The 25,311-nt window shown below is 57.5% G+C and carries 20 protein-coding genes; 16 read left to right on the forward strand and 4 right to left on the reverse strand.

Annotation, left to right across the window (positions count from 1 at the left end; all coding sequences use genetic code 11):
• Positions 1-196 precede the first annotated feature (196 nt).
• From IPN69_08735 to IPN69_08750, 4 genes are all read left to right on the forward strand, one after another.
• Positions 197-580 (forward strand): hypothetical protein, encoded by a 384-nt coding sequence (locus IPN69_08735; GenBank protein MBK8810799.1) that lies wholly within the window; start codon positions 197-199, stop codon positions 578-580.
• 142 nt (positions 581-722) lie between these two features.
• Entirely contained in the window at positions 723-1,001 is a 279-nt protein-coding gene (locus IPN69_08740; GenBank protein MBK8810800.1) for a hypothetical protein, read from the forward strand.
• A gap of 66 nt (positions 1,002-1,067) precedes the next feature.
• Positions 1,068-2,960, forward strand: a complete 1,893-nt coding sequence (locus IPN69_08745; protein MBK8810801.1) for a hypothetical protein — start codon at positions 1,068-1,070, stop codon at positions 2,958-2,960.
• Positions 2,961-3,129: 169 nt separating this feature from the next.
• Positions 3,130-5,157, forward strand: a complete 2,028-nt coding sequence (locus IPN69_08750) for a hypothetical protein (protein MBK8810802.1) — start codon at positions 3,130-3,132, stop codon at positions 5,155-5,157.
• A gap of 136 nt (positions 5,158-5,293) precedes the next feature.
• Here IPN69_08750 and IPN69_08755 read toward each other — a convergent pair whose 3' ends face one another.
• Complete coding sequence (locus tag IPN69_08755; protein MBK8810803.1) at positions 5,294-8,236, reverse strand: S8 family serine peptidase; 2,943 nt, start codon at positions 8,234-8,236, stop codon at positions 5,294-5,296.
• Between the two features lie 180 nt (positions 8,237-8,416).
• Here IPN69_08755 and IPN69_08760 point away from each other — a divergent pair, with 180 nt between their 5' ends.
• The 4 genes from IPN69_08760 to IPN69_08775 all read left to right on the forward strand — a co-directional run bounded on the left by IPN69_08760 (position 8,417) and on the right by IPN69_08775 (position 12,045).
• Positions 8,417-8,986, forward strand: a complete 570-nt coding sequence (locus IPN69_08760; protein MBK8810804.1) for a sigma-70 family RNA polymerase sigma factor — start codon at positions 8,417-8,419, stop codon at positions 8,984-8,986.
• Between the two features lie 81 nt (positions 8,987-9,067).
• Positions 9,068-11,116: a serine/threonine protein kinase gene (locus tag IPN69_08765; GenBank protein ID MBK8810805.1), complete on the forward strand. Its 2,049-nt coding sequence runs from the start codon at positions 9,068-9,070 to the stop codon at positions 11,114-11,116.
• On the forward strand, positions 11,049-11,801 hold the full coding sequence (locus tag IPN69_08770; protein ID MBK8810806.1) for a hypothetical protein: 753 nt from the start codon (positions 11,049-11,051) through the stop codon (positions 11,799-11,801). Before IPN69_08765 ends, IPN69_08770 begins: the two co-directional genes overlap by 68 nt.
• A complete protein-coding gene (locus tag IPN69_08775; GenBank protein ID MBK8810807.1) occupies positions 11,764-12,045 on the forward strand; it encodes a hypothetical protein in 282 nt (93 codons plus the stop codon). Before IPN69_08770 ends, IPN69_08775 begins: the two co-directional genes overlap by 38 nt.
• Before the next feature lie 43 nt (positions 12,046-12,088).
• On the opposite strand, the gene IPN69_08780 is transcribed toward IPN69_08775, so the two are convergent.
• The gene (locus tag IPN69_08780) at positions 12,089-13,054 is read right to left on the reverse strand and encodes a KpsF/GutQ family sugar-phosphate isomerase (protein ID MBK8810808.1); all 966 of its coding nucleotides are present in this window, start codon (positions 13,052-13,054) and stop codon (positions 12,089-12,091) included.
• A gap of 90 nt (positions 13,055-13,144) precedes the next feature.
• On the opposite strand from IPN69_08780, the gene IPN69_08785 reads away from it, so the two are divergent.
• On the forward strand, positions 13,145-13,909 hold the full coding sequence (locus tag IPN69_08785; protein MBK8810809.1) for a hypothetical protein: 765 nt from the start codon (positions 13,145-13,147) through the stop codon (positions 13,907-13,909).
• A gap of 29 nt (positions 13,910-13,938) precedes the next feature.
• Here the strand turns inward: IPN69_08785 and IPN69_08790 are convergent, their stop codons facing one another.
• The gene (locus IPN69_08790) at positions 13,939-14,820 is read right to left on the reverse strand and encodes a nuclear transport factor 2 family protein (protein ID MBK8810810.1); all 882 of its coding nucleotides are present in this window, start codon (positions 14,818-14,820) and stop codon (positions 13,939-13,941) included.
• 122 nt (positions 14,821-14,942) lie between these two features.
• Between IPN69_08790 and IPN69_08795 the strand changes: the two genes are divergently transcribed.
• Positions 14,943-15,629 carry a hypothetical protein gene (locus IPN69_08795; protein ID MBK8810811.1) on the forward strand — a complete coding sequence of 229 codons (687 nt, stop codon included), beginning with the start codon at positions 14,943-14,945 and terminating at the stop codon, positions 15,627-15,629.
• A gap of 30 nt (positions 15,630-15,659) precedes the next feature.
• On the opposite strand, the gene IPN69_08800 is transcribed toward IPN69_08795, so the two are convergent.
• Positions 15,660-17,651 (reverse strand): thioredoxin family protein, encoded by a 1,992-nt coding sequence (locus IPN69_08800; GenBank protein ID MBK8810812.1) that lies wholly within the window; start codon positions 17,649-17,651, stop codon positions 15,660-15,662.
• Positions 17,652-17,881: 230 nt separating this feature from the next.
• Between IPN69_08800 and der the strand changes: the two genes are divergently transcribed.
• The 6 genes from der (at position 17,882) to secF (ending at position 25,224) form a co-directional block, all read left to right on the forward strand.
• Complete coding sequence (der, locus tag IPN69_08805) at positions 17,882-19,234, forward strand: ribosome biogenesis GTPase Der (GenBank protein ID MBK8810813.1); 1,353 nt, start codon at positions 17,882-17,884, stop codon at positions 19,232-19,234.
• 75 nt (positions 19,235-19,309) lie between these two features.
• On the forward strand, positions 19,310-20,788 hold the full coding sequence (locus tag IPN69_08810; GenBank protein MBK8810814.1) for a redoxin domain-containing protein: 1,479 nt from the start codon (positions 19,310-19,312) through the stop codon (positions 20,786-20,788).
• Position 20,789: 1 nt separating this feature from the next.
• Positions 20,790-21,962 (forward strand): tRNA guanosine(34) transglycosylase Tgt, encoded by a 1,173-nt coding sequence (gene tgt / locus IPN69_08815; protein ID MBK8810815.1) that lies wholly within the window; start codon positions 20,790-20,792, stop codon positions 21,960-21,962.
• Between the two features lie 125 nt (positions 21,963-22,087).
• Complete coding sequence (yajC, locus tag IPN69_08820; protein ID MBK8810816.1) at positions 22,088-22,399, forward strand: preprotein translocase subunit YajC; 312 nt, start codon at positions 22,088-22,090, stop codon at positions 22,397-22,399.
• Positions 22,400-22,476: 77 nt separating this feature from the next.
• Positions 22,477-24,144 (forward strand): protein translocase subunit SecD, encoded by a 1,668-nt coding sequence (secD, locus tag IPN69_08825; protein ID MBK8810817.1) that lies wholly within the window; start codon positions 22,477-22,479, stop codon positions 24,142-24,144.
• Positions 24,145-24,162: 18 nt separating this feature from the next.
• On the forward strand, positions 24,163-25,224 hold the full coding sequence (gene secF, locus IPN69_08830) for a protein translocase subunit SecF (protein MBK8810818.1): 1,062 nt from the start codon (positions 24,163-24,165) through the stop codon (positions 25,222-25,224).
• Positions 25,225-25,311: the final 87 nt, after the last annotated feature.

A 25,311-nucleotide genomic window follows, 5' to 3' on the forward strand; every position in this document is an offset into this window, starting at 1 on the left:
ACGCGATCGACGGAACATCGTTTCGTAAGGAATCGATCAAGATCGATCCGCCGGTCGAAGGGCTGAATATCTACCCGGCAGGGAACTACATCTATTTCCAAGGCTACAAAAAGGGCCGAACGAGCTACAAAGTCACGGTCGACACTTCGATCAAAGACATTTACGGACAACCGCTCGTCGCGCCCGAACGGCGACGATGGTCGTCGGTTCCGCCGAACCGAATCTGTACTGCAGGGCGGAACGTTCGTCATCCTCGACCCGACCGCGAAGCCGACATATTCGATCTATTCGACAAATTTGCCGTCGGTCAAGGTCAAGGTTTACGCCGTTACGGTCCAGGATTGGGAAGCGTACCGCCTGTATATGCGTTTTCCAGTATTACGACGAGCAGAAGCGCCCGAAGATCCCGGGAAGGCTCGTCATCAACAAGACCCAGGCGATCGAGGCGAAGCCCGACGAAATGGTCGAAACGAGGATCGATCTATCCGAAGCTCTGAGCGGCGGTTTCGGCAGCGCGATCATCGAGGTCGAGCCGACGGTCCGGCGCGACAAATACGACCGGACGAAGATCACCGCCTGACGCAGGCGACGCAGATCGGGCTCGACGCGTTCGTCGATAACGAAGAGTTGGTCGGATTCGCGACCGATCTCAAAACCGGCAAGCCGCTGAACGGCGTCGAGCTGTCGATCTATCCGAACGGCAAAACGCCGACGGGTCTTCCGTGAACGAAGAGCCCGCGAACAGCAAGAGCTGGTGGAAATGGCTCTGGAGTTGGGGAAGCAGCGAACCGAAAACGGAGGTCGAATCGGTCGATGAGAACGGCGACGTGCAGGAAACGGAAACGATCCTGCCGGCTGTCGGTCCGCAGACCGGCGACAACGGCATTCTGAGACTGCCGCTGCCCGAAACGCAGTCCGACAAGACCCAGAACGTGCTGATTGCGAAGAAAGGCCACGACATCGCGTTCCTGCCCGAGAACCTCCGACTACTACTGGAATGAAACCGGGAGCTGGTACAAAAGGGCTACAGCGACACGCTGACGTGGTTCGTTTTTGACGACCGCAAGATGTACCGCCCGAAAGAGGAGGTCTCGGTCAAGGGCTACATTCGCCATTATGACGGCGGAAAACTGGGCGACATCGGCGCGCTCCGGCGACCGCGCCGGCAAGAGCGTGACCTGCGTGATGCGCGACGCGCGCGGCAACGAGATCACGAGGGCGCCGCCGAACTCAACGCTTTCGGCGCGTTCGACTTCAAGTTCAAGCTTACCGACAATATGAATCTCGGGATGGCGACCGTCGAACTCAAGACCGAAGGCGGCGCTTACACCCATTACCATCAGTTTCAGGTTCAGGAATTTCGCCGGCCCGGAATTCGAGGTCAAGGCGCGCGTCGAATCCGAGGCGCCGCACTTCGTCAAGGGCAATGCGATGTTTGGCGTCGAAGCGAAATACTACGCCGGCGGAGGGCTCGGGAACGCCGAAACGAACTGGACCGTGACCGCGACGCCGACGAGTTACACGCCGCCGAACCGCGAGGATTAGCACCTTTGGAACGGGTTCCTTGGTGGCGCACGTTTGGGGATTACGACGGCGGTTTCCAGGCCGGGAGGCGGCCAATCGGTGACGCAGACGTTCAAGGGAGTGACCGACGCAGCCGGAAAACATCTTTGAAAGTGGACTTTGAATCGGTGAATCCGCCGCGGCCTTACACGGTTTCGGCTTCCGGTCTCGGTTCAGGATGTCAACCGACAGACGTGGGCGAGTTCGACGAGTCTGCTGGTTCATCCGGCGGATCTGTATGTCGGCATCAAGTCGGCGCGAAACTTCGTCCAGAAGGGCGAGAAAATGGCGGTCGAGTCGATCGTCACCGATCTCGACGGCAAACCGTCGCCAACCGCGATGTCGAGATAAAAGCCGTATTGAAGGATCGGGCGTTCGAGAAGGGAAGCTGGATCGAAAAGACGGTCGATGAGCAGGTCTGCAACGTCAAATCGCTCGGCGACAAGGGTCAGAAATGCGAGTTTGTCGCGAAGGCCGGCGGCCAGTACAGGATCTCGGCGCGCGTGATGGACGACAAGGAACGCTTCAACGAAAGCGAGTTCACGATCTGGGTTCCGGGCGGAAAGACCCCGCCGAAACGCAACGTCGAACAGGAAGAAGCGCAGCTGATCCCGAACAAGAAGGACTACAAAGCCGGAGAAACGGCGGAACTTTTCGTCATCTCCCCGTTCGCGCAAGCGGAAGGCGTATTGACACTCCGCCGCGGCGGCCTCATCAAGACCGAGCGGTTTTCGGTCAAGGATTCTTCGATCACTCTGCGCGCTCCGCTCGAAGAGAAGTATCTGCCGAACATTTATGCCCAGGTCGATCTGGTCGGCGCCGCCGCGGCCGAACGAGAAGGGCGAGATCGACGAAAGCTCGCCAAACGCCCGGCATTCGCGAGCGGACAGATAAATCTCCAGATATCGACCGAATCGCGCAAGCTCAACGTTTCGGCCGAACCGGAATCGGCGACGATCGAACCGGGCGGCGAGACGAAGGTCAACGTCGCGGTGACGGATTTCCGCGGCGAACCGGTCGCCAATTCAGAGGTAGCGGTCGTCGTCGTCGATGAAAGCGTGCTCGCTCTTTCAGGGTATTCGATCGCCGATCCGCTCGGCGCGTTCTACGGCCAGCGCGGCAACGGCGTCACCGATTATCATTCGCGCAAGGACATTTTGCTCGGAAATCCGCTCGACGTCAGAAAGCAGGAACCGCAGATTCAGGCAACGATGGCCGCCGGGGCCGTTTCAAACACCGCAATCATGGCGCGCAAGAGCGATATGAACGATGCGAAGAAGTCGGCGCCGAGACCTTCGGCGGTCCGCTCCGAGGAGATGGTCGCCGACAAAATGGTCGCCGAGCGCGACGAAGAGGCGAGTCCCGACACCCCTGATCAATCTGCGGACGAACTTTGACGCGCTGGCGGTGTTCGCTCCGCGCGTCAAGACGGATTCGAACGGCAAGGCGACGGTCAACGTCAAACTCCCGGACAATCTGACGCGGTACCGCATCACGGCGGTTTCGGTCGATACCGGCAAACGCTTCGGCAAGGGCGAATCGAACCTGACGGCGCGTCAGCCGCTGATGGTCAGGCCGTCGGCCCCGAGGTTTATGAACTTCGGCGACAAGGTCGAGCTTCCGGTCGTCGTCCAGAATCAGACCGACAAGGATATGTCGGTCGACGTCGCCATTCGGGCGACGAATGCAACGCTGACGGAGCCCGGATCGGCCGGCACGACTGCGGGCCGAAGGGTGCTTGTAAAAGCCAATGACCGCGCGGAAGTGAGGTTCCCGGTCTCGACGCAATCGGCCGGAACGGCACGTTTCCAGATCGCGGTCACGTCCGGCAAATGGTCCGACGCGGCCGAGATCAATCTGCCGGTCTGGACGCCGGCAACGACCGAGGCGTTCGCGACTTACGGCACGACCGATCAGAACGGCGCGATCTTCCAGCCGGTCCAGACGCCCGGCGAGGTCTGGCCGCAGTTCGGCGGCCTCGAAGTGACGACGAGTTCGACCCAGCTGCAGGAACTTACCGACGCGTTCATCTACCTGTATCGATATCAGTTCGAATGCTCCGAACAGATCTCGTCACGGATGATCTCGATCGCCGCACTGCGAGACGTGCTGTCGGCTTTCAAGACCAAGGACTTCCCGACGAAAGACGCGCTCGACGCGAGTTTCGCGAAGGATGTCGAGATTCTCAAGGGACGTCAACGCGGCGACGGCAGTTTCGGGCTCTGGTCGCAGCGCAAAGAGCGGTACGAATATCCGTTCCTGACGGTCCACGTCGCGCACGCGCTCGGGTTGGCAAAGGCGAAGGGCTACAAGGTCCCCGAAGGGATGCTTGAAAAGACCAAGCCGTATCTCAAGGACATCGAAAAGCATTTCGATGAGTGGCACAGACGCTCGCCGCAGGTCCGCTGGACGATTTCGGCCTACGCGCTCTATGTCCGCGATATGATCGGCGACAAGGACGTCGCGAAGGCGAAGGCGCTGCTCAAGGAAGCGACGATCGAGAAGATGCCGTTCGAAGCTTTGGGCTGGATCCTGTCGGTTCTCGCGAACGACAAGGGTTCGACCGTCGAGGTCGAGGCGATCAAGCGGTTCCTCGTAAACCGAACCACCGAAACCGCGGCGACGGCGAATTTCGTCACCGATTACGGCGACGGTGCCTGGCTGATTATGTATTCGAACCGGCGCGCCGACGGCGTGCTGCTCGAAGCGCTGATCAAGGCCCGTCAGGGCGGCGGTCTGAGCGTCGAGGATCTGATCCCGAAACTCGTCCGCGGACTGCTCGATCATCGAACGAAAGGCGCGTGGTCGAATACGCAGGAGAATGTGTTTATTCTTCTCGCGCTCGACAAGTATTTCAACGCCTATGAAAAGGTGACGCCCGATTTCGTCGCCAAAGTCTGGCTCGGCAACGCATACGCCGGCGAACAGGTCTTCAAGGGACGTTCGATCGATTCGAATCAGCTTAACGTGCCGATGTCGTACCTCGTCGAGCAGGGCGGAACGTCGAACCTGATCCTCGACAAACAGGGCGCGGGACGGCTCTACTATCGAATCGGAATGAAGTACGCGCCGAAGAGTCTGAAACTCGCTCCGGCGGATTACGGGTTCACTGTGCTCCGCAAATACGAGGCGGTCGACGATCCGGAAGACGTCAAGCAGAATCCGGACGGAACCTGGACTTTCAAGGCCGGGGCGCGCGTCCGTGTGAAACTGACGATGGTCGCTCAGGCGCGGCGATACCACGTCGCGCTGGTCGACAATCTGCCGGCGGGGCTTGAGATCCTGAATCCGGGGCTGGCGACGACGGAATCGATCCCGGGCGACAATCAGAACACTGCGGTCGTCGAATACGGGTCAAGGAGCTACGGCCGCGGCTGGTATTACTGGAGGCAATACTGGTTCGAACACCAGAACTTCCGCGACGAACGCGCCGAAGCGTTTGCATCGCTGCTTTGGGAAGGCGTTTACAACTACTCATACGTCGCCAGAGCAACGACACCGGGCGAATTCGTCGTCCCGCCGGCCAAGGCCGAGGAGATGTATCATCCCGAGACCTTCGGCCGCACGGGCACGGATTTCGTGAAAGTGGAATAGAGGATAGTGCATAGTGCAAAAAAAGTGCATAGTGCATAGTGCATAGTGAGTGCAGAGTTCAGATACTATGAACTCTGCACTCTGCACTCTGCACTCTGCACTCTGCACTCTGCGTTATGCACTGCCTTTTGTTTCTTTAGGGTAAAAACGCACTTGGAGCCGGTTGGTCGGTTCCGATTCCGAATGCCTGGATCAATGTTCCGGCGGTCGAACGGTTGATGTACCAAGTGCCGTTTCCGGGTCTGAAGACAGCGGCGTCCCGGCGGCCATCGCCATCGTAATCTCCGACGACCGGGACATCGCCGTTCGCACCGAACGGGAATGAATAGAAACTGAAATCCTCGCTCCGCAGAACATACCAAATGCCGTTCGATGGCCGGAAAATTGCGATGTCGGCCTTTCCGTCGCCGGTAAAGTCACCCGGCACTGATCGGTCGGTCGAAAGTCCGAACGTTACCGCAAAGACCGTCGCATTCGAACTGCGGCGAATCCACCATTGACCGTTTGATGGCCTGAAAATCGCAAGATCGGCTTTCCCGTCACCGTCATAATCGGCGAACGCGGGTTTGTCGCCGGACGCCCCGAAACCAATGATATCGGTTCCGCCGCCGGATTTTTGAATGTACCAGGTGCCGTTCGACGGTCGAAAGACCGCCGCGTCGGTCGTTCCGTCGCCGTCATAGTCGGCCGGTGCGACAATGTCGGTTGAGGCGCCGAACGGAAATGCATAAAACGTGAAATTCTCGCTGCGCATTATGTACCACTGTCCCGTGGACGGCCGGAAGAAAGCAAAATCGCTCTTCTGGTCACCCGTAAAATCGCCGGGCGTGATGCGGTCCGTCGACGCCCCGAATTGTGCCGCCGCGTTTCCGCCGTTCGATGATTTCAGATACCACCACTCGCCGACCGAAGGCCGAAATATCGAAAGATCGGATTTGTTGTCGCCGTCGAAATCGAACGGCGCGCGCGCGGTCGCGGCCGCGGCGCCTGCTTGGGTGACCGTGTGCGTTTGCCCGCCGGCCGTGATCGTTCCGATGCGTTGCGACGGCGACGCATTGGGCGCGACAACGTAATTGACCGCGCCGTTTCCGCTTCCGGTTGAACTTGTCGTCAGCCATCCCGAATTGCTCTGCGCTGTCCAGCCGCATCCGGACGCGGTCGTTACGTTGAACGAACCGTTCCCGCCGGCCGCCGGAAAATTCTGGCTGCTTGAATTGATCGTGAAACTGCATCCGCCGCCGTTGATCAGACTGACCGAATACGCGCCGGTGCCGAGAGTCAGGGAAGATGCATAGATGTAATAGGTTCCGGTCGCGGGTATCGTAAAGAATCCGCTGGTCGCCGGAATTCGCGAGTTCACGCCGCCGCCGCCGTTGTTGTCAAAAGCGATGTTCGCGCCGGCCGAGTTGTAGAGAAGCAGAAATGAATCGAAAGCGGTCGAAGTCTGCGTGATCGCGATCTGTTGTCCCTGCGTGGCGGTGAAACTGAAACGATCAGCCCGCGATCCCGATATCAAAAGGCAATCGCCCGCGGCGATCGAACTGTTGATCGTCTGGCCGAAGTTGATGGCGACGCTCGAATCGCACGGTTCGGCGTTCGATGTGTTGAGCGCTGTATCAAGCTTGAGTCGCGGTTTGCCGATTCCGTTTTCGGGGTCAAGAATCACCGGGCCGCTGTATTTGATGCGGTTCAGAACCTGCGTCACGGTATCGGTCGGGAATTTCTGACGGATCACGGCCCACGCTCCGGCGACATGCGGCGCGGCCTGCGAGGTTCCCTGAGTGTTTTGATACAAGCCGCCGGGATACGCGGAAAGGATCAACTCGCCGGGCGCGAGCAGATTCAAGAACAACGCGCTGTTTGAGAAATCCGAGACGACATCTGGAAATCCGGCGCTGCCGTCGTGCGTCGAACCGACGCTGATCGCCGAAGAAACGCAGGCCGGTGAACTGAGCGAATTGGTATAGCCGCTGTTGCCGGACGCGGCGACGGTCGCGATTCCGGCCGCGCGCAGGTTGTCGATCGCCTCCTTGTAAAGCGATTGCTCGGTGTCGCAGTTGCTGAAATACTGGCCGCCGCCGAGGCTCAGGTTTACGGCGTCGATGTTGAAGGTCGTCCGGAGCGCGTAAACCCGCTCGAGACCGAGAATCGTGTCGCCCGTCGACGAGCGGTTGCACGGTGACGCGCCGCCGCCGCAATCGGTGGAGCGCGAGAAAACCTGAATCGCGATGATGTTCGCGTTTCGGGCAACCCCATTGCCCGAAACCGCCGGGTTTCCGCCCGCCGCGATTCCGGCGACATGTGTTCCGTGGAAACAGTCGTCGATGACACTGACGTTGCAGTTCAGGCCCGAGCCGCTTGCCGTCGATGAATTCGCACCGCCCGGACAGTAGCTCGTGTTCGTGGCACTGTTGGTTGAGTAACACGCCTCGGAGACGACTCGGTTATTGAAGAAAGGATGGGTCTTGTCGACGCCGGTATCGAGAACCGCGACGGTTCGCCCAAGTCCGGAGAATCCGCCGAATGTCCCGCCGTTCGCACCGCCGAACGGACTGCCGCCGATGAGCGGTATGCTTTCGAGCAACAACGGCCTTTGCCACTCCGATTCTTGAATGTCGTCGATCTCGTTCGATTCGCCCAACGCGTTGAGGGCGTCCGATGTCACCTGCATCGCGAGCAAAGGCAGAAACTCAAACCGTTTTACGTCGTCGGCGCCGGCACTGAGACTGGCGAGCAGCGACGACTGTTTCTCGCGGATCGCCTGTCGCTGGATCGCTTGCGCACGCTCATCGAGCAACGCGTCGAGTCTGTAATTCTCGATCTTCAGCCGGACGATTACCGCGACCGATCCGCCCGAACCGGTCTTTGCCTTCAATTCGCTGATCTTCTGCCGCAACCGGACGGCCGGCGAGTCGTCGTATTTCGCTGCCGATACGGCGCGGTTGCGGATCGCCATTTCGAAAAGTCCGGCGGACGGTCCGCCATTCGGGACGTTCTGGCCGCTGACCGCAAGCGCGAAGAACCCGCCGCATAAAAATAGACTGAAGATCGCCGGGCATAGTCTTCTGATTGGTCTCATAAACTCTCCTCAAGAAAAATTAGTTTGAATTTCGCCTTCTACTGACAAAAGCGAAAGACCAGACCGAACTCTGCCAATTTTTTTCGAAATCCCATCGCGTTTGACGGGCATCGCGAAAAATCGCTTTCTTTTTCAACCGAAATTGCCTTAAAATTCGAAGCCAAACATCATTGACTAAGAATGCAAGAGAATGCCCCCCAAGAAATCACGCGGATTCTGCAGGATTGGAACGACGGCAACGCCGCGGCGGCCGAGCGTTTGATGCCGTTCGTTTATGACGAACTCAAGCGGCAAGCGCGAATCTGTATGTCGCGCGAGCGCTCCGATCATACGCTTCAGCCGACGGCGCTGGTGCACGAAGCTTTTATGCGGCTCGCGGAGACTTCGGGTATCGATTGGCAGAATCGCCGGCATTTTTTCGCGATCGCCGCACGGCTGATGCGGCGAATTCTGGTCGATCACGCGCGATATCACGCGACCGAGAAGCGCGGTCTCGGAACCGTCCATTTTTCAATTGACAGTCTCGACGTTCCGGTCGAAGAAAGAGCCGACACCATCCTTGCTCTCAACGAAACGCTCGACCGACTGGCGAAATTCGACCCGCAACAGGCGCAGGTCGTCGAAATGAGGTTCTTCGGCGGGTTGAACAATGGCGAAATCAGCGAATCGCTCGGCATTTCTGAACGAACGGTTGCGCGCGAATGGCGTTCGGCCCAGCTCTGGCTTTTGAGAGAATTGAGACGTGATTGATCCGGGGTCAGAGCCTCCCCGAAAAGATGGCAGTCTTGAAGCAGTTCTTTCGCTTTCCCAATTGAGGAGCAAGCTTCGAATATGGATCCCGAAAAATGGAACAAGATTAAGCAGGTCGTGAATGACGCTTTGGAACTCGAGCCATCGGAACGTCTGGAATTTCTCGAGCGTTTCGATGCTGAGATTCGGGCCGAGGTCGAATCGCTGCTGGCGTTTGAGGATTCGTCCCGCGACGAATTCGGGATATCGGCGGTGGACTTGTCGAGCGGCTTTTTTGCCGATGACGATTCGACTTCTCTGGCCGGCGAGACCATCGGCGCTTACCGGATCGTCTCCGAGATCGGCGAGGGCGGTATGGGCGCGGTGTATCTGGCTGAACGCGCGGACGGCAAATTCGAACAGCGCGTTGCGCTGAAATTGCTGCGTCGCGAGATGAATACGGCAGCCTTCCGGCGACGATTCGAACAGGAACGGACGATTCTGGCGGCGTTGGAGCATCCGAACATCGCGCGGCTGCTCGATGCCGGAACGACGGATGACCGCATCCCGTTCCTTGCGATGGAGTACATCGAAGGTCTGCCGATCGATCAGTATTGCAGAGTCCACGGACTCGGCCTGCAAGAGCGTCTCAATTTGTTCCGCAAGATCTGCGCCGGAGTGGCCTTCGCGCATCGCAATCTCGTTGTGCACCGCGACCTGAAACCATCGAATATTTTGATCAATGCCTCGGGCGAGCCGAAATTGCTCGATTTCGGGATCTCGAAGTTCATTTCAGAAGATTTCCCGGGGGCGAAAACCGCAACCGTCACGCGTCTCGGCGCGATGACTCCGAGCTATGCGTCGCCCGAGCAACTTCAGAGCCGAAGCGTCACGACCGCGACCGACATCTACAGTCTCGGCGTGATTCTGTTCGAATTGTTGAGCGGTCATCGCCCGTTCGAATCAAACGAAAGAAGTCTCAAGGAGATATATCGCGCCGTCGTCGAGTCGGAACCGCGTCGGCCGTCGGCGGTGATCTCCGAATCGGGTTTCAACCCTTCCCGAACGGAAGACGAGACGGTCGCGTTTCCAGACCGCCAGACGAAGCCCGCGAAAACGAGCACCTCGTCGGCATACCTTGCCGTCAACCCGAGATCGGTTTCGGGCGATCTCGACAATATCGTCCTCAAGGCGCTGCAAAAAGAGCCTGAACGCCGTTATTCGTCGGCCGAAGCGTTCGCGGATGACATTCGGCGTCATCAGGAAGGACGACCGATCATGGCGCGTCCGAACACTCTCACCTATCGGGCCGGAAAGTTCGTCAGGCGAAATTTGGCCGCGGTCATCGCCGCCGCCGCGATCGCAGTTTCGATCATCGCCGGAATTTCGGCGACCCTTTGGCAAGCGCGGGTCGCACGGATCGAAAGCGCACGCGCCGCAAAACGGTTCAACGATGTCCGCAAACTCGCGAATTCATACATTTTCGATGTTTACCCGGAGATCGAGAACCTCGAAGGCGCGTTGAAGGCGCGCGAAAAGATCGTCGGCAACGCGCTTGCATATCTCGACGGTTTATCGGCCGAGGCCTCGGACGATCTTCAATTGCAGGGCGAATTGGCGACCGCGTACGAGAAGATCGGCGATGTCCAGGGAGCCTTGAACAATTCGAGTTTGGGGAATATCGAAGCCGGGCTCGAGAGTTACCGCAAAGCGCGAATGCTGCGCGAGGCGATCAGTACGGCCGATCCGGCGGATCTGGGCGCGTTGGAGAGGCTCGCAAACAATTACTACACGACGGCGCGAACGCTTTGGAACAACACCGAAACAGCCAAAGCCGAGGAAATGTTCGAAAAAGGGCTGAAATTGCGCCGCGAACTCGTTGCGGCCCAACCGGCTTCGGCCGAAGCGAAGAACCGTTTGGCCGTGCTGCTGATCGATTACGGGGCGATTCCGGTGTTCAATTCGCAAACCGAACGGGCCGTGGGATTGTTTGAAGAGGCGCTCGCGATCGTCGAAAGCCTGCGTCGCGCGCAGCCCGAAAACGCTGATTTCAAAAAGACGATGACGCGTTTGCTCCGGAATTATGAGCAAATCGAAGGGTTCGCTCGGCGATTACGAAGGCGGAATCCGCGGGCTGACGCAGGCGGTTGAAGTAAGCCGCGAACTCGCCCGGGAATTTCCGAACGATTTCCGCGTTCAGCGCAGTGTTTGGCTGACAAATTCGATCTTCTGCGAACTCTACATCGACAAACAGGACGGCCCGAACGCGGTTTCGACCTGTTCGCCGACGATCGATTTCCCGAAAGCCGCATTGGCGAAGGAACCCGAAAACGGGGTCGTCGCCTATGATCTCGCAATTTCATATTTCAACACCGCCCGCGCGATGCGGCTGGCCGGCCGATTTCCGGAAGTAATCGAAAATTGTGACGCCGCGATGGCGGTAATGACCAAACTTTCCGCGAAAGAATCGGGAAATGCCGAATATCGGCGAAATCTGGCGATCTACGAAACCGAACGCGCCCGCGCGCTGATCGGTCTACGGCAATTCGACCGGGCGCTTGCCGGACTTCAGAAAACGATCGAGATTCTGTCGCCGATCGTCGAATCCGACCCGAAATCGACGACTTACCGTTACGATCTTTCGATGTCGTACAGACTGTCGGCGCAGGCGCTATTTGAAAAGAATGAACGCTCACGCGCGCTTGAATCGGTCGCGAAGGCGATCGAGATCGTCAACCGCCTGCGCGACGAGAACGCAATCCGCGACGCCGACAAGAATCTGGCGGCAGAACTGGAAAATGAAAGGGCGCGGTATTCCGGGGAACAAGCCAGATGATCAGATTTTGAAATTCAAAAGGGCAGAAGGCAAGGGCAGAAGGCAAAGGGCAAAAGGCAAAGGGCAAAGTTCAAAGGGCAAAAGGCAAAGGGCAAAGGGCAAAGGGCAAAGGGCAAAAGGGCAAAAGGGCAAAGGGCAAAGGGCAAAAGGGCAAAGGGCAAAGGGCAAAAGGCAAAGGGCAAAGGGCAAAGGGCAAAGGGCAAAGGGCAAAGGGCAAAGGGCAAAGGGCAAAGGGCAAATTTGAAATCCGAGCAAATCGCAAATCGCAAATCGCAAATCGCAAATCCTCAGAGTCCGCTTCGAACGACGTCGTGCAATCTCAGCAGTCCGACGCATTTTGTATTTTCAATCACCGGCAGGACGGAGATCTGCGACGGTCGGTTTTCCATTAGTTGCAGCGCGTCGTAGGCGAGCATTTCCGGAGAAGCGGTGATCGGGTCGGCGGTCATCATCTGCGCGGCGGTAAGCGTTGAGAAATCAGTCGGGGCGGTGCGTTCGATGGTCCGGCGGAGATCGCCGTCGGTGACGATCCCGAGCAAGCCTCCGGAGTCATCGACGACGTTGACGGCGCCGAGCGCGAATTTCGAGATCGCTTTGACGACGACAAGCCAGCCTGCCGACGGCGCGACGTTCGGGCTATCGTGCATCAGACTTGCGACCGTCAGCGTCAGGCGTTTGCCCAAACGTCCGGCCGGATGATTCTCGGCGAAGTCCTTTTCGGTCAATCCCTTAGCTTCCATCAAAGTCATCGCCAGCGCGTCGCCGATCGCGAGCGCGACGGTCGTCGACGCGGTCGGCGCGAGATTGAGCGGGCAGGCTTCCTCGCCGACCGAGGCGTCGAGGACGATGTCTGATTGGCGGGCGAGCGTTGACGCAACGCTTCCGACGATCGCGATCAAAACGACGCCGCGATGTTTGATCGCCGGCAGGATCGTCAATATTTCGTCCGTTTCGCCCGAGTTCGAAAGCGCGATGACGACGTCGCCCGGCGCGATCACGCCGAGGCTGCCGTGAAGCGCGTCCGACGGATGGACGAAAACGGCGACGGTCCCGGTCGAGGTCATCGTTTGCGCGATCTTCTGCGCGATGACGCCCGATTTTCCGACGCCGGTGACGATGACTTTGCCGCCGCACGCGATGATCGAATCGATCGCGCGTTCGACCGCCGCCGCATCGAGATTTTCCGCCGACTGCTCGATCGCGGCCGCTTCAAGCTTTAGCAGGCGGACGACTTGTTCGAATCTTGAACTCACAGCTTAAGAGTTTGCGAATGTTTTCGTTTTTTCGCAAGTCGCATCGAAACCCGATTGTTTTGGATCGTGATTTGTGGCAAGGTTTTGTTAATGAAATCGGAACTCGAATATCGTTCAGGATCACTGAACGCGGTCGGATGCGTGCGCGAAGGGTTTGCCGCGATCAAGCCGTTTTATCCGTTGTTTGTCGGAATGATCGTCATCCAGTTTTTGGCCGGTTTGTTGGCAAGCCTTGTTCCGTTCGTCGGATCCGTGCTCAGCAGCGCCGTCGGAGCGTGTCTCGTATGCGGGCTTTTTATGGCTGTTTTTGCCTCTTTCCGGAGCGGGAAACCGACCATCTCGATGATGTTCGAAGGCTTCAGCCGGTTTGTGCCGGTCGTGATCTTTGTTTTGATCCAGACGATCCCGTTCGTTGTCGTCGCCTCGATCGTCGTCGCCAACGGGATGCTTCCGGAGGAGTTGACCGCGAACGCGGGACAGGAAATGACGCCGGAGAAGATCCAGGCGATCTTCGCGCAGATCGGCGCGCCGCTCGTGGCGATGTACGCCGCGGCGTGGTTCGGATCGATGGTCATCAAGGCCTTTCTGTTTTTTGCGATGACGCTCGTCGCCGACCGCGACCTCGGAACGTCGGAGGCGATCCTTCTCAGCGCCAGGGCGTTTGTCGGAAACATCGGCGGAGTGGTCTTGCTGATGATCATTCAGACGGCATTGTTCATTGGCGGGTTACTGGCTTTCGTCATCGGATTGATCTTTGTCGCGCCGATCATCTACGCCGCCGAAGCAGCGGCGTACCGGCAGGTTTTCGGGCTAAGAACTGAGAACGGAGAACTGAGAACTGAGAACCGAATTTAGAAAACGGAGACGACTGGATTTGAGGGGAGCTACGATGATTTCTCGATCTTGTTGAAAATATCCAGCACGATCTGCCATTTTCCGGCGCGATGCTTCCAGATCTGCACGAAGTTCCAGCGGCTGACGGACTTGTCCTTGTGGGTCAACGAATAGACTCCCCAGGCATACATCATATTCCCGAAAATCTTCGAAGTGTTCGCGCTGAATTTCAGAAAACTTGAATCGGGGAATTCCTTTTCCAGCTTTTCGAGTCCGAGGAATGCGGGCTTTTTGCCAGTGAACGGAAGATGTCCTTCGCGAAGAACGATCGCGTCCTCGGCGAGGTAGTTGAAGTAACCGTTCGCCATACTCGTGTTCGAGAAAATGTCCGTGAAGATCTCGTCGCCGACGCCATTGCCGTTCGGAGTACCGCGGCCGGCGTCGAACGGCGATCTCCAGGCGGCGCTCGAAAGACTCTTCGCCGGATGGCCGATGCCGATGTCGAGCATCGCGCGGAACTGGCCGTCGGACTGTTTTTGCCAGATCGTGACGTATTCGCCGTAGGCGGTCGCCTTGTCGGTCTTTCCTTTCGGACGATACTCCCAGCCGCCGGTCGTGTAACCCAGTTTCCCATTCGATGAAACGTCCGCCCAGACCGGATTCCAGGCGAGCAGCGCCGGAGATTCCTGGCGGTTCTTCCAGGAGAGTTTGCCGTTGACCTCGGTCGGGTTGAAGATGATCCCGTCGTCGGCGAGATACGTCAGAAACGCCGTTTTCGTGCCTTTCTCGGCGGCGACCCGGGCGAATTCCTTTTCGGTCTCGACGAGTTTCTGAAGATCGGTCGTGACCATCGGAACCCTAACCGGTCTTTGGGCATTGACGGCGAAAAGACAAATTCCGGTGATCAAGACAGCGAACGCGATTCTCTTCATTGCCGTATTTTACACAAAAAACTCGATTTCGCATCGCTGATCGTGGACTATCCGAAATCGCGGACAACTTCCGGGTTGTCGTTTCTATCTATTTAGCGATAAATTCTGTATCGAGGATTCCAATGATAAGAAGACTGCTGCCAACGATCTTACTCGCGCTGATTGCTTTTGCGGGCGCCGCGAACGCGCAAACGGCCGAGGTCGCCCTCCGGCTCGACGAAAAATTCTTTGACGCGTTGCTTGAGGCCGTGTTCAAGAATTCGAGTCCGCCGGAGTTTCCGCTCTCCTTGAATACCACGGACTCGGACTCGTCCGAGAGTCTGGTGTCGAGTCTTTTCGGTCCGTCGGCGAGTTCGGCGGCGTGCAGCGAATCGATCAAACTTCAGCGCGAGATCGACGGCGTCGCGACGGCGGTCAAATTCCGCGACGGGCAGATCCTCGCACCGATCGCCTTTACGGGCAACTACAACCCGCCGCTGATCGGTTGCATCGACTTCGCCGGGGTCGCCGAAACGAGCGTCGAACTTGAGTTCGACAAAGCCAAGCAGTCGCTCGTCGGACGAGCCCGTGTCAATCAGGTGAATTTGAGCGGCGCGGGCGGAATCGGCGGCGGACTGCTGGCGCGGATGGTTCAGTCGTCGATCGACCGGAAGATCAATCCGATCAACATTTTGCAGATGGAAAGAGTTTCATTCACGATTCCCATCCAGAATTCGGGAAGCCTCAAAATGCGGGCCGTCGGGATCCGGCACGAGATCGCCGCCGGGGCGCTGAATGTTTACGTGATGTACGAGTTCTTGAAAGATTAGGTCGCGCGGGCGGATGCTAGCGGTCCGGACTCACTTTCCGAGCCCTGACTTGAGGAAGTTCGCGAATTCCTCTTCATTTCGTGTCAAACCTTCAAATCTCGCGATGATCTCGTCGTTCGGCGTGACGATCGCGTAGAGCGGCATCGCGACGGTTCCGAAACGCGACTCCTGCATTTTTTGAAATCCTTCGTACGGTTCGCCCTCGCCGTCGGTGTAGAGGCGCACACGGATGAATTTCCCGAGTTCGGCGCGGACCAGCGGCTTCGGGAACATATTTACTTCCATCCAACGGCAGTTCGTGCAGGTGTAACCCGTGAAGTCGATGAAAACGGGTTTTTGCTGTTCCTTCGCCTGTTTCAGGGCGGTCGCGTAGTCGTTGACGACCCAGCCGAGTTCGCCGTTCTTCTCTCCCGTGGACGAGGTCATACTCTCCTTCGCCGGCGGCAGGAACGATTCGATCTCGCCGAGCTTTGCACCGAAAAGGCCGGTTAGAAGGTAGAACGCGAGCGTGGCGAAAAGAAACGCGTTCAGGACGCGGATCAATCCGACTTTGACTTCGCCGTAATCGTGGACGAGTTTGAAGATCCCGAGAAGATAGAAAACGATCAGCACCGAAAGTCCGATCCAACCGGCGATCACGACCTCGCGCGTGAAAATCCCCCAGCCCCAGACGAGATCGGCGTTAGACAGGAACTTGAGCGCCGCGCCGATCTCGAGGAATCCCATCACTACCTTGAGCGCGTTCATCCACCCGCCCGAACTCGGAAGCGAGTGCAGAAGCCGCGGCGCGACTGCGAGAATGAAGAACGGGAGCGCGAAAACGGACGAAAACGCGAGCATTCCGACGACCGGATAAAACAGTTTTCCATTGGCCGCGGCGACGAGGATGGTGCCGACGAGCGGCGCGGTGCAGGTGAACGAAGTTAACGAGAACGTGAGCCCCATCAACAGCAGTCCGAGCGTCCTGCTTCCTTCTTTCGAACGCGTCAGTTTGTCGAGCCGATTCAGGATCGATGGCGGTATACCGATGTTGTAAGCGCCCAGCAGGCTGAACGCGAACGCCAGAAAAATGCCCATAATGAGCATATTTATCCAGGGGTTCGCCGCAAATTGGTTGATTCCCGCAGCGCCGAACAGAAGCGCCAGCGCGATTCCGAGCGCGGTGAAGGTCAGAATGATCCCGGCCGCATAGATCAACGCGTCCCGGATCGAACCGAGATGGCTCTCGGCGGCGTTCTTCGTAAAGTAAGAAACCGTGATCGGGATCATCGGAAAGACGCACGGCGTCAGCAGCGAGAGAGCGCCGAATGTCATCGCGAGCCAGATGAATCCCCAAAATCCGCCGTTCTCGAGATCGCCGCCGGCCGTCCGGTTCGGTTGCGAGACCTGCGAACGCGGAGCTTCGGAGTTGGTGTTCGATTCAACAAGCGCCGCCGCGTTTGACGCCGCATTGGCGGTGTTCGAATTGAGGTTGGCCGCCGTGTTGACGTTGACGTTGGCCGGCGTCGGAGTCGGAGTCGGGGTCGGTGTCGGACTTTCGGACGGGGAAGGACTCGGTGATGTCTTGCCGGCGCCGATCAACACCAGCGCCGTCGCTTTCAGGGTCTTCGGCGGCAGGCACACCGAATCGTTGCAGGCTTGATAACGAATGTTGACGGTTAGCGTCTGCTCGCCCTCGGGCGCGTCGGCGGCGACCGTGAAAGGAATCGTGAAGGTCGCGGAACCCGAATACGATTCCGTATTCATCTTGAAATTCTCGTCGAATTTGACCTTCGGTTTCGGGCCGCTCACGCCGTTCATCGCAAACACGCCCTCGCCAAACGAGATCTTGGTCGGGATCGGTCCGCCCGCGCCTTGCGAGATCGAATACATATACCACGGCGCGGCGATATTCGCCGTCAGTTTCGCGGTGCCCTTCCCGCCCGGCGCGATCGATGTCGGCGACACACTTGCCGAAACTGAGACCGGGGCTTGCGCGACGGCCAAAGACGCGAGCGCCATCGAAACCGCTGCGGTCAGCAAAAATGTTTTGATAGTTCTTCCCAAAATACACATCAAGATTTCAAAGCTAACATAGTTGCCGCGGGTTTCTCAAAAATCAATTCAAAGGGTCGCCGAAATTTCCTCGACTTTGAATCCGAGTCAAGCTGATGACGGAAATCCGATTTTTGGATCCGGTCGGCCGATTAGCTCAATTGCTGCGGCGCTTTCGGCATTGTGCCGGGAGATTTGTTAGAATCTAGGCCGAAGTTATGAATTTGCCACTAGTTGCCATCATCGGCCGTCCGAATGTCGGAAAGTCCACATTGTTCAATCGCCTGACGGGAGCACGCACGTCGATCGTCGGCGACGAGCCCGGGATCACGCGCGACCGCATCTACGGCGAGGTAGATTGGAAATCGAGGACCTTTCGCCTCGTCGACACGGGCGGCATCGTCCCGGACGACGAAGCGATCATTCCGGCGAATATCTTCAAACAGGCCGGACACGCGATCGCCGAGGCGCAGGCCGTTATATGGGTGGTCGATGCGCGCGTCGGCGTGACGCCGCTCGACGAGGAGATCTCGGTCTATCTGCGGAACATCGGGAAACCGATCTTCGTTGCCGCCAACAAATCCGAGACCCGGAAAGTCGAGGAGGAAGCCGCCGAGTTTTATCGCTTTGGATTCAATCTGACGCCGATCTCGGCCGAGCACGGCAGTTCGGTCGGCGATCTGCTCGACGAAGTATATGAAGTGCTCGAATTCGAAGAGGAAGTCGAAGAAGAGCCGTCGGACGAGATCAAACTTGCGATCATCGGTCGCCCGAACGTCGGGAAGTCGTCGCTGCTCAACAAGATCCTTGGCGAGGAACGGGTTATCGTTTCGCCGATCGCGGGTACGACCCGCGATTCGATCGACACGCATCTGACGGTCGACGGGCAGAAGTTTCTGCTGATCGACACGGCCGGCATCAGGCGCAAGGGCAAAACGACCGAGATGGCCGAGAAACTGTCGGTGATCATGGCGCGCAAATCGCTCGAACGCGCCGATGTCGCGATAATGGTCATCGACGCCATCGAGGGTGTTGCGAATCTTGACGCGAACATCGCCGGTTACGCGGTCGATTCCGGATGCTCCGTGATTCTCGTCGTCAACAAATGGGACGCGATCGAGGAGAAGGAAACGAACACGATCTACGAGTTCGAGCGGGAATTGCGCCGTCATATGAAGTTTCTCGACTGGGCGCCGATGGTCACGATCTCGGCGCTCACCGGCCAGCGCGTGACAAAGATCCTGCCGCTTGTCGCGAAGGCGAACGAAGCGCGAAATTTGCGGATAACGACATCGAAGCTCAATCGCTTTTTCGAGAGTTCGATCTCGCAGCCGAAAGGCGGAACCGCGCCGGCGCCGGTCAAGGGCGGATTTTCGCGGCTCAAAGTGCAGTTTTTGACACAGGGCGGAATGCGCCCGCCGCTCTTCGTCCTGTTCACGTCGGGCGGGAGCAAGGAGGGGCTTCATTTCTCGTATTTGCGTTATATCGAGAATCGTTTGCGCGAGGAGTTCGAGTTTTTCGCGACGCCGATCCGTTTGAAGGAACGCCACAAAGAGCGAAAGGAGAGTTGAATCTTGATCGCTAATTGTGAATAGTTATTTGCTAACGGTTAATCGCCGGCGAATGCCGCGCGCTTCGATTTTCTTATGGACGAGATCCTGCTTCTGATCAGAATTTTCCTGTTTTCCGTGCTCTCGGTGGCGGCGGTCGGGAAATTGCTCGATCTTGAAGGCTCGAAAACGGCGGTCAAAGAATTCGGGGTTCCGGAAGATCTCGCGGAAGGCGTCGCGTACGCGCTGCCAATCATTGAAATCGGGTTTGCGATTCTTTTGCTGCCGTTGTTCACGGCGTGGTTCGGCGCGATCGGCACGTTCGTCCTGCTGGCGGTGTTCATCGGCGGAATGATCTGGCAGATCGCCAAAGGAAACGCGCCCGACTGTCATTGTTTCGGAGCGATCCACAGCGAGCCGGTGAGTTGGAAGAGCCTTATCCGGAATGTCGTTTTCGCCGCTCTCGCGTTCTCGCTGGTCGCGCAAGGTTATTACAATCAAGGTTTAGGTGTTACGGAATTAACAATAGAAATGGCTATTCAACTGATTTTCGGAATCGCGTTCGCGGCGCTGCTCGGATTGGCGGTTTTTTATTTGAAGAAGATCTCGGAGCAGCAGACGCAGATAATGCGGCGTATTGAACTTCTCGAGGTGCTTTCGCACGAGGGCGGAAAGGAGGTCAAGCGCGAGGATATCAACGCGCCGGTAGACGGGTTGCCGATCGGCGCGGTCCTCCCGCGGTTTGAATTGAAGGACCTCGTCGGCCGGACGGTTACATCGCGAGAACTCACGGCGCGCGGGCGTCCGATGCTCTTCTTTTTCGTGAGTCCGACGTGTACGCCTTGCACGGCATTGCTTCCCGAGATCGAAGAGTGGCAAAAGGAACTGCGCGAAACGGTCGATTTCGTGATCTTCAGCACCGGCGAAGCGTCGCTCAACACCGAGAAGTTTGGCGGAAAATCGTTCAAGCAGATTCTGCTCCAAAACGACCGCGAGGTTGCCGAGTTGTTCCGCGCCGAGTGGACGCCGGGCGCGATCTTCATCAACTATCGCGGCGTGGTCGCCTCGCAGCCGGCGGTCGGCGACGCCGCGATCCGTGAACTCATCGGCAAGATCAAGGCCGAAGAACCGGCGAGGCTCTTCGCGCTCGCGGATGCGGGCGACTCGCTGATCGGTTCCGATGTCCCCGAGTTTGCGCTCAAGGACCTGAACGACAACGACATCAGTTCCGCCGACCTCAAAGGCAAGTCGACCCTCCTGATGTACTGGAGTATGGGTTGCGGTTACTGCCGCGAGATGATGAAGGATCTCATCGCCTGGGATCAGGAAAAGGGTAAGGATCATCCAAACCTCGTTGTTCTTTCGCAGGGAAAGCCGGAAGACCATTCGGAACTCAAGCTCAGTTCTCCGATATTGATCGAAGAAGCCGGCAAGACGGCGGAAGCGATCGGAATGCCCGGAACTCCGTCGGCGGTAATGGTCAACGAGGACGGCAAGATCGTTTCGCAGATCGCCGTCGGCGCGTCGAATATCTGGTCTTTGGTCGGGCACGTTCCGCCGCCGTCGAACGATTGATATGCGTCCGATCGATTGGAAGGTGACAGCACGGGACGGCAATGCCCGGACCGGAATTCTTCAGACCCGGCGTTCGACGATCGAAACGCCGGTCTTTATGCCCGTCGGAACTCAAGGAACCGTCAAGGGTGTTCGCTTCGAGTGGCTGGAAAACGAACTCGACGCGAGAATCATCCTCGGCAACACTTATCACCTGTTTTTGCGTCCCGGACCTGACGCGATCCGCGAACTCGGCGGGCTTCATAAGTTTTCGACCTGGAACCGTTCGTTTCTCACGGACTCCGGCGGATTTCAGGTCTTCTCCCTGACCGATCTGCGAAAACTGACCGAGGAGGGCGTGGAGTTCCGTTCGCACATCGACGGCAGTCGGAGGTTTCTTTCTCCCGAGGTCTCAATGGAGGTCCAGGCGGCACTCGGTTCCGAGATCGTGATGGTCTTCGACGAATGCCCGCCGGGCGACGCCGGAAAGGACCGGACACGGGAATCGCTCGAGATGACCGCACGCTGGGCGGAACGGTCGAAAGCGAGGTTCGGCGAGCTGCAAGGAAAGGCCGATTCCGGATTTTTGGACTCGGATATCGGCCCGCCGCTTTCGGGCCATCAAGCGCTTTTCGGCATCGTTCAGGGGGCCGGACATCTCGATCTGCGGCGGCAGAGCCTTGAACTGACGCGCGAGATCGGTTTTGACGGCTATGCGATCGGCGGGCTCAGCGTCGGCGAGGAAAAAAGCGTGATGTATGAAGTGCTTGAATTCCTCGCGCCGCAAATGCCGGAAGACGCGCCGCGTTACCTGATGGGCGTGGGGACTCCCGAGGACCTGATCGAAGCGGTCCGCCACGGCGTCGATATGTTCGACTGCGTGATGCCGACGCGCAACGGCCGCACCGGCGGCGTGTTCACGTCGAAAGGGAAATTGAACATCCGAAACGCCAAATTCGCCCTTGACCAGGGTCCGCTCGACGAGGACTGTCCGTGCTCGGTCTGTCGCCGTTACTCGCGCGCCTATCTGCGTCATCTCTATCAAGCGGGAGAAATGCTTGCCGCGACTTTGATCTCGCATCATAATCTGGCGTTCTATCTGAACCTGATGCGACGCATTCGGTCGGCGATCTCTGAAGGCCGATTCGAGGCGTTTCGGAAAGATTTTTTGGCAAAGGCCGCCAACGGATCCTGACGGCGTCGAACTCGGTCCGCGGTTTTTCGGAACTTATCATACGACGGTTGCGCAAAAGCCCGCGGAGTGCTTTGATAAAATGAATTTACTTTGTCATAATTGCGTTTTTCTTTTCCGCTAAGACAATGAACACATTAATTTTGCTATTACAAGGTGAGGGCGGCGGCAGCAGTTTGATCTCGTTGCTGCCGATGATCGTCATCATTTTCGGCATCTTCTACTTTATGGTCATCCGGCCGCAGCAGAAGCAGCAGCAGAAACTCCAGGAGATGATCACGACGCTCAAGATCAACGATGAGGTCGTTACCAACGGCGGGATCATCGGCAAGATAAAGGAAATAAAGGAGACGAGTTTCATTATTCAAAGCGCCGAAAAGTCGTTTCTCGAAGTCGGCAAACAGGCCGTCATCGGAAAGAAAGCCGAAGAAGTTAAATAGGTTGTTAACTGCGAATGGTTAATAGTTGGTTGGGCGCCGGGCGTTCGATCAATTTCCAGTCAACAATTATCGATTTTATGAAAAACAAAAGTTTGGCCGTTCGCACGGTCATCATCATCGCGATCATGCTGATCGGCGTATACCTCGTCTTTGGGCCTCGTCGTACTCCTGTCGGGAACGATTTCACCTGGAACGGCGTCAAGCAGAACCTGTCCGAGAACATCAATTTGGGCCTTGACCTCAAGGGCGGGTCGCACCTCGTGATGCGCGTCAAATCGGATGACTACCTGAAAAAGCTCACCGAGAACAATGCGCAGGCCGCGCTCAACGCGGCGACCGATGCGAAACTTCCGGTTACCGGCAACGCGGTCGTTGCCGAGAACGGCAATTATCAGGTGACATTGAACCTTTCGGATTCGACGCAGGCCGCGGCGGTCATCGACGAAGCCAAGAAAAAGGTCGATTTCAGCCAGTGGACGTCGAGCAGCAGCGGCACGTCCGTTTCGTGGTCGCTGCCGACACGGGTTCAGGAAGTCTTCAAGGAGCAGGCCGTTGAGCAAGCGCTGAAGATCATTGAAAGCCGCATCAACGCGTTCGGCGTCAAGGAGCCGACACTGCAGCGCCACGGCGCGCAGTCCTCGGGGCAAATCCTGTTGCAGATGCCCGGTGTCGACGATCCGGAACGCATCAAGAAATTGATCGGCGCCGAATCGAATCTGACGCTGATGAAGGTTGCGGGAGACTCGTTCCAAACGTACCCGACCGAAGAAGCGGCGAAGGCTTCGCTTGGCGGCACCGTTCCGGTCAACCGCAAGATCTATCCGTACGTCGAGCGGGACGACGCGCCGACGCCGACCCAGGCAAAGCCAAAGGCCACGCAGTTCATCGTCGTCGAGTATCCGGCGATCATCGAGGGCAACGAACTTCGCGACGCATCGGCGTATTCGCAATCAGGCAACGACGGAGATTTTCAGATCCAATTCAATTTGAAGCCGGCCGGCGCCCAGAAGTTCGGCGATTGGACGGGAAAGAATATCGGCAAGTATTTGGCGATCGTACTCAACAACGAAGTTAAGTCGGCGCCTGTGATCCAAGGCCAGATCTTCGATACCGGGCAGATCACCGGACGCTTTACGAAGAGTTCGGCGGAGGACCTCGCGCTGACGCTTAAATCGGGAGCCCTTCCGGCGCAGATCGAGTATCAGGAAGAGCGGACGGTCGGACCGAGTCTCGGCGCCGATTCGATTCGCGCGGGCGTTCGCGCCTCGGCAGGCGGTTTGGTCTTCGTCGTCATCTTTATGTTGATCTACTACCGCGGTTCGGGGATCAACGCGGTCATCGCTCTGATGCTGAACCTGTTGCTGACGCTCGCCGGTTTGATCGTGATGGATTCGACGCTCACGCTGCCGGGAATCGCAGGACTTATTCTCGGCATCGGTATGGCGGTCGACTCGAACGTTTTGATCTTCGAGCGTATGCGCGAGGAACTGCGCGACGGACATTCGGTCGCGACTTCGGTCTCGGTCGGATTCGACAAGGCGTTCATCACGATCATCGATACGCACGTTACGACGATCATCGCGTCGGTGATCTTGTACCTCTATGGCTCCGGGCCGATCCGCGGTTTCGCCGTGACGCTCGTTTTGGGTCTGTTGATCAACCTGTTCTCGGCCGTTTTCGTGTCGCGAACGATCTTTATGTGGCTGCTCGAACGCAAGCCCGATGCAAAGACTCTGAGCATCTAGGAAGTTTAAGAAAAGACAATGTTTGAAATTTTCAAAAGTATTAGTGTTGACTGGATGGGGAAGCGAAAGTTCCTGATCTCGCTTTCTATCATCGTATTGCTGACCGGACTGTTTTCCGCGATCGGACGTCAGTTTACGGAAGGCGGGACCGATTCGTTCAACCTTGGCGTCGATTTTCGCGGCGGAACCGTAGTGACGGCAAAATTCCGGCAGAAGCCGGAGGCGGATGCGATTCGCAGTTCGCTGCAGAATATGTCGATCGGCGAATCGATCATTCAGGATTCTACGGATAAGGGCGATGAAATGCTCATCAAGGTCCCGAACATCGGAAAACGCGAGGAATGCCCTGACACCGACGAAGCCGGACGATGCATCGTTAAGAAGGCGCTCGACTCCTTCGGAAAGGAAGCCGAGGGCGCGACAAAGCTCGAGGACGACCCGGCCGCGGCCTACAAGATCGTCGGAACCGATTCGGTCGGTCCCGTTGCCGGCGCGCAGCTGCGAAACCAAGCCGTCATCGCGACGCTTCTGGGGTTGATCGGCATTCTGTTCTACATCGCGTTTCGTTACGACTGGACGTACGCGGCGGGAGCCGTTATCGCCGTTTTCCACGATGTTTTGATCACGCTCGCGTTCTTCTCCGTGTTTCAATGGGAAGTGAGTCTGACCGTGCTGGCCGCGCTTCTTACATTGGTCGGATTTTCGGTCAACGACTCGATCGTTATTTTCGACCGTATCCGCGAGAATTTGACACTGCATCGAGGTGAATCGCTCTACAAACTGACGAACGATTCGATCAATCAAACGATGTCGCGCACGATCGTCACGAACGGCCTCGTTTTCCTTTCGGTGCTCGCCTTGGTCATCTTTGGCGGCGAAGTTCTGAGAGGCTTCTCGTTGGCGTTGTTCGTCGGATCGATCACCGGAACTTACTCGACGATCGCGATCGCAAGTCCGATCGCCATCTGGTGGCAAGGAAAACTCGGGGCGGCGCAGATCAAGGAAGTTGACGTGCCGAAAGCCGAACGTCTGGCGTCGGCATCCCGGCGTCCTGTTTCTCGGAGACCGGTAACACGTTAGATTATGGAACAAGCGTGAATCATAACGAAAAGCTTTTGTTGTGATTCACGCGTTTTTCTTGATTCTGTTCGGAAAAGCGTCGAATAA

The organism is Acidobacteriota bacterium, from assembly GCA_016715115.1.
Classification (GTDB): Bacteria; Acidobacteriota; Blastocatellia; order Pyrinomonadales; family Pyrinomonadaceae; genus JAFDVJ01.